Raw genomic sequence first — 14,732 nt, 5'->3', positions numbered from 1 at the left:
CATAATATATTTTTCCAATAGATACTGCCGTAATCAACAGACGGACAAAAAATCCATATAATCGGTAATGAATCGCTTTATTTTTTACGAAATATGAATACCTTAACCTACCTCTCTATCCAACTTCCCCTATGCGGACATAAAAAATACGGCACTTAGTGCCGTATTTTTTATGTCCGCATATTCATCAGCCTTCCAGCAAACCATGTTGCAACAGCTTTTTACGCAACGTATTGCGGTTCAACCCCAATATCGCTGCTGCTTTCGACTGGTTGCCGCCGCATTCCGCCATCACGCATTCGAGCAACGGCTTTTCCACTTGGTTTAAGACCATATCATATACCGCGCACGGCTGCTCGCCATCCAAGTCTTTGAAATATCGTTTGATGTTATATTCGACGCATTGCGCAATATCGGGAATATCATGGTTTTTCATGTCGTTTTCCTAATTATTGAATCTATTTTCAGACGGCCTAACTGCCGCTCATCACTTTCACGCCAAGCAGCGCCAACGCCCCGCCGCACACGCGGTCTATCCAATGGCTGAAACGCTGGAAACGGCGGTTGGTTGACGGCGGGAATCGACAACATCAGTGCCACCAGCGCAAACCACGCAAACAGCATAAACGCCATCCACACGCCGTAAGCCGCCATCTGCCACATCGGTGTGGCGGGCGACATCACCACGGTAAACAGCGACAGCATATACACCACCGCTTTCGGATTGAGCACATTACACAAAAAACCGCGCCATACCGCCTGCCAAGCCGGTTCACGGGCGGCTTTTTCGACGCGGATGTCCACCGTCTCCCCCGCCGCTTTCGCCCGCAGCCCTTTATAGCCGATATACAGCAGATACAGGCCGCCGATGATTTTAATACCGATAAGCAAAGGCTCGGATTGCGCCACAATTTTCACCAAGCCGAACACAGAGTAAGTAATGTGTACGCCGAAACCGAGCGCGATACCCAATGCGGTCAACACGCCGGTCGCCCGCCCCCGGCTCAGCGCCTGTTGTGACACCAGCACAAAATCCGGCCCCGGCGACATGCAGGCCAAAATATGTACGCCAGTGATAATCCAAAAACCGTGCCAGAAGTCCATAGGGTTTCCTTTTTTTGGGTAATGGACGCAGGGTGGGGTGAACCCACCGTTCATCCGCAATATACCGTGTTATGGTAGGTTAAAACCCACTCTGCACGACCTCATCTAGCGGTAACTGCACGCCCAAGTATCGGTATATTGCGGCAGCTTGTCCAAAAATGCCGCTACTGCGTCATATTGCGCCTCTGCGTCGTTTAATTGATTGATTTCTCGCCGCGTGCTTTCGCCGTGTGGCAGCGGGTCGAGATACCAGCCGATGTGTTTGCGCGCAATGCGCATACCGGCAATGTCGCCGTAAAACTCATGCATGGCGCGGATATGCGCCAACACGGTTGCCCCGCATTCGGCCAAAGGCAAAGGCCGCGGCAGTTCGCCCCGTTCCCGATAATATTTCAAATCGCGGAACAGCCACGGCTGTCCCTGCGCACCGCGCCCGACCATCACGCCGTCGGCGCCGGTTTGCGCCTGCACCGCTGCGGCTTTTTGCGGCGAAGTAATGTCGCCGTTGACCCACACGGGAATCTTCAGACGGCCTTTGACCTCGGCAATCAAATCATATTCCGCCTCGCCTTTATACATCTGCGTGCGCGTGCGCCCGTGGATGGCGAGCGCGGCAATGCCCGCGTCTTCGGCGATTCGGGCGATGGCCGGCAGGTTTTTGTGTTCGTCCGCCCAGCCCAAACGGGTTTTCAGGGTCACGGGCACATCCACCGCGCCCACCACTGCCGTCAGGATTTCCGCCACCAGTTTTTCGTTCTGCATTAAGGCGCTGCCCGCCGCAACATTACACACTTTTTTTGCCGGACAGCCCATATTGATGTCGATGACCTGCGCCCCCAGCGACACGTTATAGCGCGCCGCTTCCGCCATCACCGCCGGATCATTGCCCAAAATCTGCACCGCAATAATGCCACCCTCATCGGAAAAATCGCTGCGGAACAAGGATTTTTTGGTGTGGCGCAGCGACGGGTCGCTGGTCAGCATTTCGCCCACCGCCCACCCCACGCCGAACGCGCGGCACAAACGGCGGAAGGGTTTGTCGGTAATACCCGCCATCGGCGCGAGGGCGATGGGTGTGTCGATTGCATAAGCGCCGATGTGCATGGAAAATCCGTTTGAAGAAAGGGCTGCTATTGTACATTTTTTAAGCAATATCTGCCATCGGATTTACCTGCCCGTATCCACGCCATACGCTTTATTCATGCAAAAATGCCGTCTGAAAATGGTTTTCAGACGGCATGGTCATGCAAAGAACTTTACGCTTCCACCAATTTCCCGCGCAGCGAGAAGGTATAAGCCTCGGTGATTTCCAGCTCGACCATTTGGTTAATCAACTCCAGCGGGCCGGTAAAGTTGACCACGCGGTTGTTGGCGGTACGCGCCTGTAATTGGTCGGGGTCTTTTTTGGAAATGCCTTCCACCAAACAGCGTTGCACCGTGCCGACCATAGATTCATTGATACGGCGGGTTTCGGCTTCGATGACTTCGTTCAACGCTTCCAAACGGCGCACTTTTTCCGCTTGCGGCGTGTCGTCGTGCAGGTTGGCGGCAGGCGTGCCCGGGCGCGGGCTGTAAATAAACACAAAGCTCAAATCGAAAGCGATGTCTTTCACCAGTTTCAAAGTCTGCTCGAATTCGCGTTCGGTTTCGCCGGGGAAGCCGACGATAAAGTCGCTGCTCAGGCACAAATCGGGGCGGATGACACGCAGTTTGCGGATGATGGATTTGTATTCCAGCGCGGTGTAGCCGCGTTTCATCGCGCTCAACACGCGGTCGGAACCGCTTTGAATCGGCAGGTGCAAATGCGACACCAGCTTAGGCAAATCGCGGTAACACTCGATAATCGCGTCGGAAAATTCGCGCGGATGGCTGGTGGTAAAGCGCATGCGCTCGATACCCGGGATTTCGTGCACAATGCGCAAGAGGGTCGCAAAATCGCAGATTTCGCCGTCGTCCATCTCGCCGCGATAGGCATTCACGTTTTGACCCAACAGATTGATTTCCTTCACGCCCTGCTGCGCCAAGCCCGCGATTTCGGTCAACACGTCGCTCAAGGGGCGGGAAAATTCTTCGCCACGGGTATAAGGCACGACGCAGAACGAGCAATATTTGGAACAGCCTTCCATAATCGACACAAACGCGCTGCCGCCTTCGACGCGGGCGGGCGGCAGATGGTCGAATTTCTCGATTTCGGGGAAGGAAATATCGACTTGAGAATGGCCGGTGGTTTCTTTATCCACAATCATTTTCGGTAGGCGATGCAGCGTTTGCGGGCCGAACACCACGTCCACATACGGCGCGCGTTTGATAATCGCCTCGCCCTCTTGCGAGGCCACGCAGCCGGCCACGCCGATAATCAGGTCGGGATTTTTCTCTTTCAAGGGGCGCACGCGGCCGAGGTCGGAAAACACTTTTTCCTGCGCTTTTTCACGCACGGAGCAGGTGTTGAACAAGATAATGTCAGCTTCTTCGGCAGAGTTGACCTGCTCGATACCGCCGTGATCTTCGGCCAAAACGGACAGCATTTTTTCGCTGTCGTATTCATTCATCTGGCAGCCGAAGGTACGGATAAAAACTTTTTTCATGGTAGAGGTTCTTTCAGGTTGCCCGTAATTGCGGGGCTGAGTGGTAAAAAAGATTCAGACGGCCTTGTGATACGTCAGGCCGTCTGAACGGTTTGGTTTATATTGTTTTTATGGTTGGCGGCATAATGCCGTCTGAAAAATCAGCGTTATCAGCCGGTAATTGAGTAAGCGTAGGTTGGGATGGAATCCCAACAGAGCCTTTAAGTCATGTTGGGTTTACAACCCAACCTACGCGGTTTGTTTTTACGGATTACGTCAGCCAATTTACGAGCCGCTGTCTGCCGCTTTCTCTTGATAGGCCGCCACTTCGTCATCGGTCAGCAGCCAGATTTCCTGCACCACACCCGCGCTGTTTTGCTGCACGGCGATGGTTTTGCCGGTCTGCACCGTCAACCGCCCCATGACGAGAAAACGGTTGTTTTCATCTTTAATGCGGGCAAAACGCGACACCTGCAAAGTAGCGCTGTTGCCGTCGGCAATGCCGAAGGTCAACAGACGAATCCAAGAAAAGCCGCCGCTGCTGACGGTAATATACGGCAGCTCGACTTTTTTCAAGACCGCCACGTCCATATCGGCAGGGATGGTGCGCTGCGCCCAAGCGCAGGTGCTGAACAGTAAGGCTGCTGCAAGCCATAATCCGCGTAACATGCTGGTTCTTTATATTTTGTTTTCAACAGGGGCGCGATTATAACACAGACCGTCTGAAAATGCTTGTAGCGTTTGTTTTTAAAGAATTATTTTTATTTGCAATGCGCACATACCCGCTAGGGGAATACGGAAATAGGCCGTCTGAAAGATAAATGCTAAAATGACGCTATTTACCGTTTCAGACGGCATTACCCGATTCAAAGGAAATCTCCATGACCAACCGCAACGAACAACTTTTCAACCGCGCCAAAGCCGTGATTCCCGGCGGCGTCAACTCGCCGGTACGCGCCTTCGGCAGCGTCGGCGGCATTCCGCGCTTTATCAAAAAAGCCGAGGGCGCATATGTTTGGGACGAAAACGATATACGCTATATCGATTACGTCGGCTCGTGGGGCCCGGCCATCGTCGGCCACGCCCATCCCGAAGTCATCGAAGCGGTACGCGCCGCCGCGCTGGACGGCTTGTCCTTCGGTGCACCGACCGAGGCGGAAATTACGATTGCCGAAGAAATCGGCAAACTCGTGCCCAGCGTAGAGCAGCTGCGCCTTGTCAGCTCGGGTACAGAGGCAACCATGACCGCCATCCGTTTGGCACGCGGCTACACCGGCCGCGACAAAATTATCAAGTTTGAAGGCTGCTACCACGGCCATTCCGACAGCCTGCTGGTCAAAGCGGGCAGCGGCCTGCTCACTTTCGGCAACCCAAGTTCGGCAGGCGTTCCGGCGGATTTCACCAAGCATACGCTGGTATTGGAATACAACAATGTGGCGCAGTTGGAAGAAACCTTTGCGCAGTTGGGCGGCAAAATTGCTTGCGTGATTATCGAGCCATTTGTCGGCAACATGAACTTGGTAAGGCCGTCTGAAAACTTTGTCAAAGCCCTGCGTGCGCTGACCGAGCAACACGGCGCGGTATTGATTTACGATGAAGTGATGACCGGCTTCCGCGTGGCTTTGGGCGGGGCGCAGTCGCTGCACGGCGTGCCCCCCGATTTAACGACCATGGGCAAGGTCATCGGCGGCGGTATGCCGTTGGCGGCTTTCGGCGGCAAAAAAGAAATCATGGCCTGTATTTCGCCTTTGGGCGGCGTGTATCAGGCAGGCACGCTGTCGGGCAATCCGGTGGCGGTGGCGGCCGGTTTGAAAACGCTGGAAATCATCCAACGTCCGGGTTTCTACGAAAACCTGACCGAGCGCACCGAGCAGTTGGTAAACGGCTTTAAAGCCGCCGCAGCCGACAACGGTATCGACTTCACCGCCGACAGCGTGGGCGGCATGTTCGGCCTGTATTTTGCCGACCACACGCCGCAAAATTATGCGGACATGGCCAAATCCGACACCGAGGCGTTCAAACACTTTTTCCACGGCATGCTCGAGCGCGGCGTGGCTTTCGGCCCGTCGGCGTTTGAAGCGGCCTTTGTGTCGGCAGCGCATACGCCTGAAATCATCGAAGAAACCATCGCCATTGCGCGTGATGTGTTCCAAAGCATGAGCCGCTGATTGGTTTTTTAACTGTCTGAACAAGGCCGTCTGAAATTCTGAAATTTTCAGACGGCCTTTAATACCCGCCATGAATACCGAAGAACTCCGCCAATATTTCGCCCAAACCGAGCAACTGCTGATTCAAAACCGCTACGAAGAAGCGGCCGCCCTGTTGCAGCAACTCGCCCCCCACTGCACCGGACACCCCAAGTTTCTGACGCTGAACGCCAACGCCCTCTTGCAGGCCGGACGGCTTGACGAAGCTGAAGCCGATTTGCGCCAAGCCCTGAAAGCCGCGCCCGAGGATTCGGAAATTTATTTCCAACTCGGCCAGCTGTTTAAAAAACGCCACAATCCGCACGTGGCCGCCGGCTATTTTCACAAAGCCTACAAGCTCAACCCCACCCGCAACACCCATCTTTTCTACTTAGCCGCCCGCGAAGCGGTTGCCGAAACCCGCGAAGATTTTCTTGCGCTCAAAGCCATGTTTGACGGCTATATCGCCCAATATCCGCAAGATTTCAGCGGCTATTTCCACCGTGGGCGCATACTCGGCGAACTCGGCCTGCACCAAGAATCGCTGGCTGATTTGGCGCGTTCGGCCGAACTCGACCCGGAAAACCATTTGACGTGGGTCAGAAAAGCGCTGCAAATGCTGCTGCTGGAGCAATACGAAGAAGGCTGGGCGACTTACGAGCGCCGTTTGCAAATGGGCACGTCTTCCGTGGGCAGTCCCGTACCCGATTTACCGCGTTGGCCGCAAAACGAATTGGGCGACGATAAAACCCTGCTGATTTACACCGAGCAAGGCTTTGGCGACAATATTCAGTTTTTGCGCTACGCCTTTGAAGCGCAAAAACGCGGCATGAAAGTAACCGTATGCAATGCCCAACCGCTGCAACGGCTGCTGGGCTACAATCTGGCGCGTTACGGCATTTCCTCCGTCCAATCGGGCGATCAGTTGTCGAAAAACGATTACTGCCAAGTGTCGATGATGAGCCTGCCGCATTATTTCCATACAACGGTAGATTCCATCCCCAATCCGGGCGCGTATCTGGAAGCCGAACCCGAGTACCAAAAAAAATGGCGCATTAAAATCCCCGTGTCGCACAAACCGAAAATCGGCATTGCCTGGGCTGGCTCGAAAACCAATGCCCGCGACCACCAGCGCAGCGTTGGGTTAAGCACCATCATGCCGCTGTTTGCCGCCGACGCCGATTTCCACTGCCTGCAAAAAGACATCACGCCGCACGACCGTGTCCGCGCCGCAAAAATCCCCAACCTGAGCTTGTGGGATAAGGATTTGGCCGACTTTTCCGACACCGCCGGCCTCTTGTCGAAAATGGATTTAATCATCACCATCGACAGCTCCGTGGCGCATTTGGCGGCGGCGATGGGCAAACCGACTTGGCTGATGATTACCTACCTGCCCGACTTCCGCTGGCTGCTCAAGCGCGAAGACAGCGTCTGGTACGACAGCCTGCGCCTGTTCCGCCAAGACGAAACCCTGTCATGGCAGCCGGTTGTGGAAAAGGTTCAGACGGCCTTGGCAGAATTTATGGCTGAAAAACACGGGTAAGCGCCATGACGTTGATACACAAAATGTATAGTGAAATAAGTAAAAAACCAAACTGCGTAGGTTGGGATGAAATCCCAACGGAAGTTTAGATAAATGTTGGGTTTACAACCCAAGCTACACCGTATCGATGATTTGGTTTTTAAATAATTGCACTATAAATAATTGCACTATGAAAAAAAGGCCGTCTGAAACGAAATATCCGTTTCAGACGGCCTTTTTAACGTATTCAAAAAACCATTAATCGGCAAACACGCCCGCAATCGCCTGCGCAGTTTGGTTGTCGGTATCGCCGTCGGCACCGCTGACCCCGACCGCGCCGACCACCAAACCGTCCCACAGCAGCGGCTCACCGCCTTGCAAGGGCAAGACGTTGGGCGTACTCAACATCGACGTTGCGCCGCTGTTGACAAAATCTTCAAATAATTTGGACGGCGCTTTCAGATAAGCGGCGGCTTTGGCCTTGCCTAAAGCCACTTCGCTGGTAACCAAAGCCGCACCGTCCATACGCGCGAAGGCCACCGGCTGGCCGCTGCTGTCCACCACGGCGATGGCGAGGTTCAGTTGGCGTTGCTCGGCGTAATCTACGCTGAAGGCAATCAACTTTTGCGCTGCCGCCAAAGTCACGTCGGCACGTTCTTTAATGCTTTTCATATCATTTCCTCCTGTTTGTCGGTATCGGTGAGGTTTCATTATAATCTAAATGAAAGGCCGTCTGAAACGGATTTCCGTTTCAGACGGCCTTTCCCCAATACGGTAACACCTTTATTCCGTATCCGTTTCCGGCAATTCCGCCGAACCCATGCGCCGCAAAATGATATTGGTTTTGGCGCGTAAGCGTTTGCTTTTCGGATTGTCGGCGTAAAACAGCGGCGCGGGCACGCGGGCGGCGAGTTTGGCGGCCTGCTGCTTGGTCAGATTGTCGGCCGGTTTTTTGTAGAACTTCTGTGCCGCCGCTTCCGCGCCGAACACGCCGTAATCCCATTCGATGACGTTCAAATACAGCTCGAAAATGCGGTCTTTGTCGGTAACGGCTTCCATCATGGCGGTAATCGCCGCCTCTTCGCCCTTGCGGATGTAGCTGCGGCTGTCGTTCAAAAACAAATTTTTCGCCAACTGCTGGCTGATGGTCGAACCGCCCGCTTTCACTTCGCCGCTTTTTTCATTGCGTTTGATGGCGCTTTGAATGCCGCTCCAGTCGAAACCGGCGTGTTCGGCGAATTTGGCGTCTTCGGAGGCAATCAGGGCTTTTTTCAGGTTGGTGGAAATGCGCTCGTAAGGCACCCAGCGGTAATCCAGCGCCACATCGCGCCCTTCTTCTTGAAACTGCTTCATGCGCATGCCCATAAACGCGGTTTGGTGCGGCGCAATGGCGCGGTAGGTCAGGATGTTGCCGTAAACATAGGCGTTGAAAAAAATAAACACCGCCACAGGCAGGGCTATCAGCCATTTGATGAGACGGAACATCGTTACAAATCTTTCATATACTCAAATACGGATTTGATGTCGGGATCGAAACCGCGCCACAGCCAATAGGAAAAGGCAGCCTGACCGACCAGCATACCCAGCCCATCGGCGGTTTTGGCCGCGCCGGATGTATGCGCAAAATGCAGAAAAGGCTCGAATTCCTTGCCGTACACCATGTCGTAGGCCAACTCGCAGCGGGCAAACACGGCCGGCGCAACGGCAGGCAGTTCGCCACTCAAGCCGCCGGACGAGCCGTTGATGATGATGTCGAAATGCGCGGCGGGCAATTCGTCCATCGGCACAGCCTGAATGCCGAAGCGTTCGGCCACCTGCTGCGCTTTTTCATGCGTGCGGTTGGTGATGGTAATGGAAGCGGGATTTTTGGTCTGCAACACGGGAATCACGCCGCGCACCGCGCCGCCCGCGCCAATCAGCAGCACATGCTTGCCTTCCACCGCCACGCCCTGCGCTTGGATAATGTCGTTGACCAAGCCGACGCCGTCGCTGTTGTCGCCACGGAAGCGGCCGTTGCCCAGCGGGATAATGGTGTTGACCGCGCCCGCCGCCAGCGCGCGCTCGGAGTGTTCGTCCACAAAATTAAAGGCATCCAATTTAAACGGCACGGTCACATTCGCACCCAAGCCGCCTTCGGCAAAAAATTGACGGACAGCCTCGGCAAAACCGCCGATATCCGCGTAAATACGGTCATAGTCAATCGCCACCTGCTCCTGCTTGGCAAACTCCTGATGGATTTGCGGCGATTTGCTGTGGGCGACGGGATTGCCGAAGACGGCATAACGCGGTTTCTGGCTCATGGTTTCTGCTCTTAATGATGTCAATATGAAAACCGTATTATAACGGCGTTTTCGACAAACGGCATTGCTTTGCGCCAAATACCGTCGGGCATGAAATTGTTGACAATTTGGCCGTCTGAAACTATATTCGGGCGGTTCGATTATCCGAATCCGCAGCCCGCGTTTTTCAGACGGCCTCTGCCTATGATAGCCTTGTCAAACCGTGCTAGAATAATGCATTCGTGATTCCCCATCCCACCAGGAGCTGACACCATGTCCATCAAAGACGTTGTAAAACTGATTGAAGAGAGCGAAGCCCGCTTTGTCGATTTGCGCTTTACCGACACCAAGGGAAAGCAACACCACTTTACCATTCCCGCCCGCATTGTGCTGGACGACCCTGAAGACTGGTTTGAAAACGGTCAGGCGTTCGACGGCTCTTCTATGGGCGGCTGGAAAGGCGTGCAGGCTTCCGACATGCAGCTGCGTCCTGACGCTTCTACCGCCTTTATCGACCCGTTTTACGACGACACCACCGTGGTCATTACCTGCGATGTGATTGACCCGGCCGATGGCCAAGGCTACGACCGCGACCCGCGCTCCATCGCCCGCCGTGCCGAAGCCTACCTGAAATCTTCCGGTATCGGCGATACTGCGTTCTTCGGCCCCGAGCCTGAATTTTTCGTGTTTGACGGCGTAGAATTTGAAACCTCTATGCACAAAACCCGTTACGAAATCACTTCCGAAAGCGGCGCCTGGTCCAGCGGCAAACACTACGATGGCCAAAATACAGGCCACCGCCCGATGGTCAAAGGCGGCTACGCACCGGTTGCGCCGGTTGACGGCGGCCAAGACTTGCGTTCGGCCATGGTCAACATCTTGGAAGAAATCGGCATTGAAGTAGAAGTACACCACGGCGAAGTGGGTACCGGCAGCCAGATGGAAATCGGCACCAAATTCGGCACTTTGGTCAAACGCGCCGACCAAACCCAAGACATGAAATACGTCATCCTCAATGTTGCGCACAATTTCGGTAAAACCGCCACCTTTATGCCCAAACCGATTATGGGCGACAACGGCAGCGGCATGCACGTGCACCAATCCATTTGGAAAGACGGCCAAAACCTGTTTGCCGGCGACGGCTATGCCGGTTTGAGCGACACCGCCCTCTACTACATCGGCGGTATCATCAAACACGCCAAAGCCCTGAATGCGATTACCAACCCTTCGACCAACTCCTACAAACGCCTCGTGCCGCACTTTGAAGCGCCGGTCAAATTGGCCTATTCTGCCAAAAACCGTTCTGCGTCTATCCGCATTCCGTCGGTCAACAGCGTCAAAGCCCGCCGTATCGAAGCGCGTTTCCCCGATCCGACCGCCAACCCGTATCTGGCCTTTGCCGCACTGCTGATGGCCGGTCTCGACGGCATTCAAAACAAAATCCATCCGGGCGATCCGGCCACCAAAAACCTGTATGACCTGCCGCCGGAAGAAGACGCTTTGGTACCGACCGTGTGCGCCTCTTTGGGCGAAGCCTTGGCTGCGCTGAAAGCCGACCACGAATTCCTGCTGCGCGGCGGCGTGTTCAGCAAAGACTGGGTGGAAAGCTATATCGCCTTCAAAGAAGAAGACGTGCGCCGTATCCAAATGGCGCCGCACCCGCTGGAATTTGAAATGTATTACAGCCTGTAATACCTGAATCCGCAATCAACCCAAGGCCGTCTGAAACGCTGAAACTTCGGTTTCCTTGTTTCAGACGGCCTTTATTTTGCTAGCAGCAACAAGCCGCAGATAACGCAAGCGCACCGCCCGCAAAAGAAAACTGACGTTTAGCCGCCAAACGGCGTAAAATAGCTGACTCTTCTGACCAGCGGAAAAATCATGAAACCCTCCCGCCATATCCTGATAACCCTGCTGCTGTTGCTGGTTTATTGGGCGTTTATCTACCACATCGCCATCTTCGCCCCGCTGGATTTGGCTGTATTCGCATTCAGCGAAGAAGGCACGATTGAAATTTTAAGCCCGCTGCTGTGGTTTCTGCTGGCGCTGTTCTACCTGTTCGGGCGCATGGCTCTGCCCACACGCTTGGCTTCGGCGGTCATGGCCGTTTTGTTCGGTCTGCGCGAGATGGACATGCACAAATCGTTTTTCCAAGTCGAAGGCCAAAGCACGCATTTTTTGCGCAGTAATTTCTATTTCACCGACATCGAGCCTTTGTCGCACAAAATCATCGGCGGCATATTCGCCCTAGCGATTTTGGCCTTGGCGTTTTACCTGATTAAAACCTTTGTTATCTCGTTCAAACGCAGCCGCAAACCGCGCAACCCCGCCTACGGTTATACGGCTTTGGGTTTTGTTTTGCTGGTTATCAGCAAATTTGCCGACCGCCTGAACTCGGATTTGCAGGAAATCTTCAACATCACGCTCCCGCCCCGCAGCGTTGTGTTGGTGCAGGCGTTTGAAGAATCGACCGAGATGATTCTGCCGGTTATTTTGTGTATCGCCGTCATTCTGTATGAGCGCCAAACCCTGCCGGACAGCAAGCATTAAGCCGACCATTTATCCGCGACACTTTGCAAAGGCCGTCTGAAAATCTATTTCGATTTTCAGACGGCCTTGCTGTATCCGATTTATCCGTATGCCCTCCTCCAATAAACAAATCCCGTACCGATGACCGATACGGGATTTTTCAGACGGCCTTCACGCCTGCACATTCAGCAGCATTTCCCTCCGCCGCTGCCGCTTCTGCGCTTGCTGCAATAGTCTAAAAATTGCAGCTTGCTCATTACCGGCGCATTGGGATTATGTTTGCGCTGCTGCGCGACATAATTGTCATAGTCCGGCACGCCCGCCATCAGGTTGGCGCTCAGGCGTGCCGTTTGCCAAATGCGTTTTAGGCGCTGTTTAAGCCTGTTCATTTTTAACGGCTTCATTGCGGTAAACGGCGGGCACTTCTTTGGCAGTCGGCCAGCCGACTTTGCGCGCTTTGAAGGCGACTTTCAAACCGTACAGGCCGACAAATACCACCACCGACAGGAACAACACGGTCAGGCCGGAGTTGACATAGTCGTTAAAGGCGATTTGGTGCATTTGCGCCACGTCTTTAGCCGGAGCAAGGATTTCGCCGCGTGCGGCTGCGTCTTTGAATTTGGCCGCATGCGCCAAGAAGCTGATTTTGGCATCGCTGTGGAACAGTTTTTGCAAACTGGCATATACGGTCACAAACAAAATCGCCAAGGCCGGAATCAATGATACCCACACATAACGCTCTTTTTTCATTTTCACCAGCACCACGCTGACCATAATCAGCGCGACACCCGCCAGCATTTGGTTGCCGATACCGAAAAGCGGCCACAGCGAGTTGATACCGCCCAGCGGATCGGTCACGCCGGTGTAGAGGAAGTAACCCCACAATGCCACGGCCATCAGGGTAGCCAGCAGGTTGGCGGGCAGCGAGTCGGTGTTGCCGAAAGGTTTGATGAAAATACCGCCCAAGTCCTGAATCATAAAGCGTGCCACGCGGGTACCCGCATCCACGGCGGTCAGAATAAACAGGGCTTCAAACAGCAGCGCGAAGTGATACCAGAAGGCCATCATGTTTTCACCGGCAATCAGCTGGCTCATGATGTTGGCCATACCCACCGCCAGCGTCGGCGCACCGCCGGCACGCGACAGAATGGTGTTTTCGCCCACGTCTTTGGCGGTTTGCAGCAAGGCAGAGGCTTCAACCGGGAAGCCCAGCTGGTTGGTAATCACACCGGCCGCTTGTACGGCATCGGCGCTGATTAAGGCGGTGGGGCTGTTCATGGCGAAATACACGCCCGGATCCAGCGAGCAGGCAGCCGCCAAGGCCATAATCGCCACAAAGCTCTCCATAATCATGCCGCCGTAACCAATCATGCGCACATGGGTTTCGTTTTCCACCATTTTCGGGGTTGTGCCCGAAGAAATCAGCGCGTGGAAACCGGATACCGCGCCGCAGGCGATGGTAATAAACAGGAAGGGGAACAGATTGCCGGAGAACACCGGGCCGGTGCCGTCGATAAAGCGGGTAACGGCAGGCATTTTCAGCTCGGGGCCGACAATAATAATGCCGATGGCCAGCGCCACAATCGTACCGATTTTCAGGAAGGTGGAAAGGTAGTCACGCGGGGTCAGCAGCAACCACACCGGCAACACGGCGGCGACAAAGCCGTAAATCATAATCGCCCAAGTGAGCTGGATACCGGTCAGGTCAAACCAATGGCCGTAGGCGCTTTGCGCCACATCTTCGCCGTAGATAATCGCCAACATCAGCAGGATAAAGCCGACAATGGAAATCTCGCCGATTTTGCCCGGACGGATATAGCGGGTGTAAATACCCATAAACAAGGCTATCGGCATGGTGGCGGCGATGGTGAACGTCCCCCACGGGCTGTGTACCAAGGCTTTGACCACAATCAGCGCCAGCACCGCCATAATGATGACCATAATCATCAGAATGCCGATAGAGGCAATCACGCCCGCAACCGTGCCCAACTCTTGTTTGACAATATCGCCCAGTGACTTACCGTCGCGGCGCATGGACACAAACAACACCATCATATCCTGCACCGCTCCGGCGAATACCACGCCGAAGATAATCCACAGCGTACCCGGCAGATAGCCCATCTGCGCCGCCAATACGGGGCCGACCAACGGGCCGGCGCCGGCAATCGCGGCAAAATGGTGGCCGAACAACACGCCTTTGTGCGTCGGCACATAGTCCAAGCCGTCATTGTGGCGTTCGGCAGGGGTAAGGCGGTTGGGGTCGAGTTCCATCACCTTGTTGGCGATAAACAAACTGTAAAAGCGGTAGGCAATGCAGTAAACGGAGATGGCGGCCACCACCATCCACACTGCGCTGACCTGCTCGCCGCGATGGATGGCAAGCGTGGTAAAGGCGGCCAAACCCGCCAGCACCACGATGCCCCAGACGATAAATGTCTTGAGTGCTTTCATGATTGATCCTTTATGGGGATGTAAGATGGGAATAAAAGTTGTAAACAATTCTCAAATGCATAGATAAGCGACTCGAAGATTAACATAATTATACGGT

General features: G+C 54.4%; 14 protein-coding genes. 4 read left to right on the top strand and 10 right to left on the bottom strand.

The window, feature by feature from the left end:
* Window positions 1-187: 187 nt before the first annotated feature.
* The 5 genes from J2T37_RS04410 to J2T37_RS04390 all read right to left on the bottom strand — a co-directional run bounded on the left by J2T37_RS04410 (window position 188) and on the right by J2T37_RS04390 (window position 4,337).
* Window positions 188-436, bottom strand: a complete 249-nt coding sequence (locus J2T37_RS04410; protein ID WP_253354052.1) for a Fis family transcriptional regulator — start codon at window positions 434-436, stop codon at window positions 188-190.
* Window positions 433-1,104 carry a LysE family translocator gene (locus tag J2T37_RS04405; RefSeq protein ID WP_253354050.1) on the bottom strand — a complete coding sequence of 224 codons (672 nt, stop codon included), beginning with the start codon at window positions 1,102-1,104 and terminating at the stop codon, window positions 433-435. Before J2T37_RS04405 ends, J2T37_RS04410 begins: the two co-directional genes overlap by 4 nt.
* A 105-nt stretch (window positions 1,105-1,209) precedes the next feature.
* Entirely contained in the window at window positions 1,210-2,208 is a 999-nt protein-coding gene (gene dusB, locus J2T37_RS04400) for a tRNA dihydrouridine synthase DusB (RefSeq protein WP_253354048.1), read from the bottom strand.
* Between the two features lie 152 nt (window positions 2,209-2,360).
* Complete coding sequence (miaB, locus tag J2T37_RS04395; protein WP_253354046.1) at window positions 2,361-3,689, bottom strand: tRNA (N6-isopentenyl adenosine(37)-C2)-methylthiotransferase MiaB; 1,329 nt, start codon at window positions 3,687-3,689, stop codon at window positions 2,361-2,363.
* Between the two features lie 264 nt (window positions 3,690-3,953).
* Window positions 3,954-4,337 (bottom strand): hypothetical protein, encoded by a 384-nt coding sequence (locus J2T37_RS04390; RefSeq protein ID WP_253354044.1) that lies wholly within the window; start codon window positions 4,335-4,337, stop codon window positions 3,954-3,956.
* Between the two features lie 212 nt (window positions 4,338-4,549).
* On the opposite strand from J2T37_RS04390, the gene hemL reads away from it, so the two are divergent.
* Complete coding sequence (hemL, locus tag J2T37_RS04385) at window positions 4,550-5,836, top strand: glutamate-1-semialdehyde 2,1-aminomutase (RefSeq protein ID WP_253354042.1); 1,287 nt, start codon at window positions 4,550-4,552, stop codon at window positions 5,834-5,836.
* Window positions 5,837-5,906: 70 nt separating this feature from the next.
* On the top strand, window positions 5,907-7,397 hold the full coding sequence (locus J2T37_RS04380) for a tetratricopeptide repeat protein (protein ID WP_253354040.1): 1,491 nt from the start codon (window positions 5,907-5,909) through the stop codon (window positions 7,395-7,397).
* Between the two features lie 237 nt (window positions 7,398-7,634).
* Here J2T37_RS04380 and J2T37_RS04375 read toward each other — a convergent pair whose 3' ends face one another.
* The 3 genes from J2T37_RS04375 to aroE form a co-directional block, all read right to left on the bottom strand.
* The gene (locus tag J2T37_RS04375) at window positions 7,635-8,048 is read right to left on the bottom strand and encodes a GlcG/HbpS family heme-binding protein (protein ID WP_253354038.1); all 414 of its coding nucleotides are present in this window, start codon (window positions 8,046-8,048) and stop codon (window positions 7,635-7,637) included.
* A gap of 111 nt (window positions 8,049-8,159) precedes the next feature.
* Complete coding sequence (gene mtgA / locus J2T37_RS04370) at window positions 8,160-8,861, bottom strand: monofunctional biosynthetic peptidoglycan transglycosylase (RefSeq protein ID WP_253354036.1); 702 nt, start codon at window positions 8,859-8,861, stop codon at window positions 8,160-8,162.
* Between the two features lie 2 nt (window positions 8,862-8,863).
* Window positions 8,864-9,676 carry a shikimate dehydrogenase gene (aroE, locus tag J2T37_RS04365; protein ID WP_253354034.1) on the bottom strand — a complete coding sequence of 271 codons (813 nt, stop codon included), beginning with the start codon at window positions 9,674-9,676 and terminating at the stop codon, window positions 8,864-8,866.
* 252 nt (window positions 9,677-9,928) lie between these two features.
* Between aroE and glnA the strand changes: the two genes are divergently transcribed.
* Both glnA and J2T37_RS04355 read left to right on the top strand, forming a co-directional pair.
* Window positions 9,929-11,347 carry a type I glutamate--ammonia ligase gene (glnA, locus tag J2T37_RS04360; protein WP_253354033.1) on the top strand — a complete coding sequence of 473 codons (1,419 nt, stop codon included), beginning with the start codon at window positions 9,929-9,931 and terminating at the stop codon, window positions 11,345-11,347.
* Window positions 11,348-11,536: 189 nt separating this feature from the next.
* Window positions 11,537-12,205 (top strand): hypothetical protein, encoded by a 669-nt coding sequence (locus J2T37_RS04355; RefSeq protein ID WP_253354031.1) that lies wholly within the window; start codon window positions 11,537-11,539, stop codon window positions 12,203-12,205.
* Window positions 12,206-12,369: 164 nt separating this feature from the next.
* Here J2T37_RS04355 and J2T37_RS04350 read toward each other — a convergent pair whose 3' ends face one another.
* Together J2T37_RS04350 and J2T37_RS04345 are read right to left on the bottom strand one after the other, a co-directional pair.
* Window positions 12,370-12,573 (bottom strand): YbdD/YjiX family protein, encoded by a 204-nt coding sequence (locus J2T37_RS04350; protein WP_253354029.1) that lies wholly within the window; start codon window positions 12,571-12,573, stop codon window positions 12,370-12,372.
* The gene (locus tag J2T37_RS04345) at window positions 12,560-14,635 is read right to left on the bottom strand and encodes a carbon starvation CstA family protein (protein WP_253354027.1); all 2,076 of its coding nucleotides are present in this window, start codon (window positions 14,633-14,635) and stop codon (window positions 12,560-12,562) included. Before J2T37_RS04345 ends, J2T37_RS04350 begins: the two co-directional genes overlap by 14 nt.
* Window positions 14,636-14,732: the final 97 nt, after the last annotated feature.

Source organism: Neisseria perflava, from assembly GCF_024170405.1.
Classification (GTDB): domain Bacteria; phylum Pseudomonadota; class Gammaproteobacteria; order Burkholderiales; family Neisseriaceae; genus Neisseria; species Neisseria perflava_B.
Note: the sequence above shows the minus strand (reverse complement) of the source record. Positions and strands in the feature narration are given on the sequence as shown.

Excerpts from the sequence above, each read along its gene's own strand:
- J2T37_RS04410 (WP_253354052.1), bottom strand. The coding sequence starts at position 436 with ATGAAAAACCATGATATTCCCGATATTGCGCAATGCGTCGAATATAAC.
- J2T37_RS04405 (WP_253354050.1), bottom strand. The coding sequence starts at position 1,104 with ATGGACTTCTGGCACGGTTTTTGGATTATCACTGGCGTACATATTTTG.
- dusB (WP_253354048.1), bottom strand. The coding sequence starts at position 2,208 with ATGCACATCGGCGCTTATGCAATCGACACACCCATCGCCCTCGCGCCG.
- miaB (WP_253354046.1), bottom strand. The coding sequence starts at position 3,689 with ATGAAAAAAGTTTTTATCCGTACCTTCGGCTGCCAGATGAATGAATAC.
- J2T37_RS04390 (WP_253354044.1), bottom strand. The coding sequence starts at position 4,337 with ATGTTACGCGGATTATGGCTTGCAGCAGCCTTACTGTTCAGCACCTGC.
- hemL (WP_253354042.1), top strand. The coding sequence starts at position 4,550 with ATGACCAACCGCAACGAACAACTTTTCAACCGCGCCAAAGCCGTGATT.
- J2T37_RS04380 (WP_253354040.1), top strand. The coding sequence starts at position 5,907 with ATGAATACCGAAGAACTCCGCCAATATTTCGCCCAAACCGAGCAACTG.
- J2T37_RS04375 (WP_253354038.1), bottom strand. The coding sequence starts at position 8,048 with ATGAAAAGCATTAAAGAACGTGCCGACGTGACTTTGGCGGCAGCGCAA.
- mtgA (WP_253354036.1), bottom strand. The coding sequence starts at position 8,861 with ATGTTCCGTCTCATCAAATGGCTGATAGCCCTGCCTGTGGCGGTGTTT.
- aroE (WP_253354034.1), bottom strand. The coding sequence starts at position 9,676 with ATGAGCCAGAAACCGCGTTATGCCGTCTTCGGCAATCCCGTCGCCCAC.
- glnA (WP_253354033.1), top strand. The coding sequence starts at position 9,929 with ATGTCCATCAAAGACGTTGTAAAACTGATTGAAGAGAGCGAAGCCCGC.
- J2T37_RS04355 (WP_253354031.1), top strand. The coding sequence starts at position 11,537 with ATGAAACCCTCCCGCCATATCCTGATAACCCTGCTGCTGTTGCTGGTT.
- J2T37_RS04350 (WP_253354029.1), bottom strand. The coding sequence starts at position 12,573 with ATGAACAGGCTTAAACAGCGCCTAAAACGCATTTGGCAAACGGCACGC.
- J2T37_RS04345 (WP_253354027.1), bottom strand. The coding sequence starts at position 14,635 with ATGAAAGCACTCAAGACATTTATCGTCTGGGGCATCGTGGTGCTGGCG.